Here is a 620-nt window from a genome sequence, read left to right on the forward strand (position 1 = left end):
GGGCATTTTCTTAGGCTAGCGAACTTGCCTTAATAGCAGACTCGAACCTGATCTCCACCGGACACATTTCTAGATAGTGGTTACGTGACTCAATCCAAGCTTGCGTACGCCCAGCACCTTCCACGTTCTTCGCCACAGTCAAGTGTGCATTGAAGTCAGGGAACGAATGAGTAAGGCCCTCACGCAGCAGCTCATCATGCAAGGACTGGAGACCTGTGGAGTCTAGACGCAGGACTAGAACGTTGCCCTTAGGTGTATCCCACTTTTCGAAGTGCGTGGCACGTGCCGAGATAGGACGATCCACAGGAATCCTGATTTGATGAGGAAGTGCACCATTATGATATAGAACAGTTACATGATATTCCGTGCTGTTCTCTGCCTTAAACGGAGCACCGGTCAAAAGCTGCTGAACGGTAAGCACCCCCTCTTCATCTGGATCACACCATACATACAGCCCGGACTTTGAATCCATCATGCGAATCTCGTCGTACAGGATTCGTGCATAGATAGGTGTACTCATTAAAACCCTCCAGAAGATCGCACACGCCTCACCATATCGAGCGTGAAACTCAGTTGCGTAACCTTGGTAGCGGCCCCGATTTCATCACGCTTCTTCTGGT

At 50.0% G+C, this 620-nt stretch carries 1 protein-coding gene; it reads right to left on the minus strand.

Translation table 11 applies throughout. From position 1 onward, the window contains the following. Positions 1-10: 10 nt before the first annotated feature. Positions 11-520, minus strand: coding sequence for a hypothetical protein (locus tag AC1RO3_RS08255; RefSeq protein ID WP_289858465.1), 510 nt, complete (start codon positions 518-520; stop codon positions 11-13). Between the last annotated feature and the right edge of the window lie 100 nt (positions 521-620).

The sequence above is a fragment of the Dellaglioa sp. CoH-57-MRSF-19 genome, assembly GCF_056781975.1.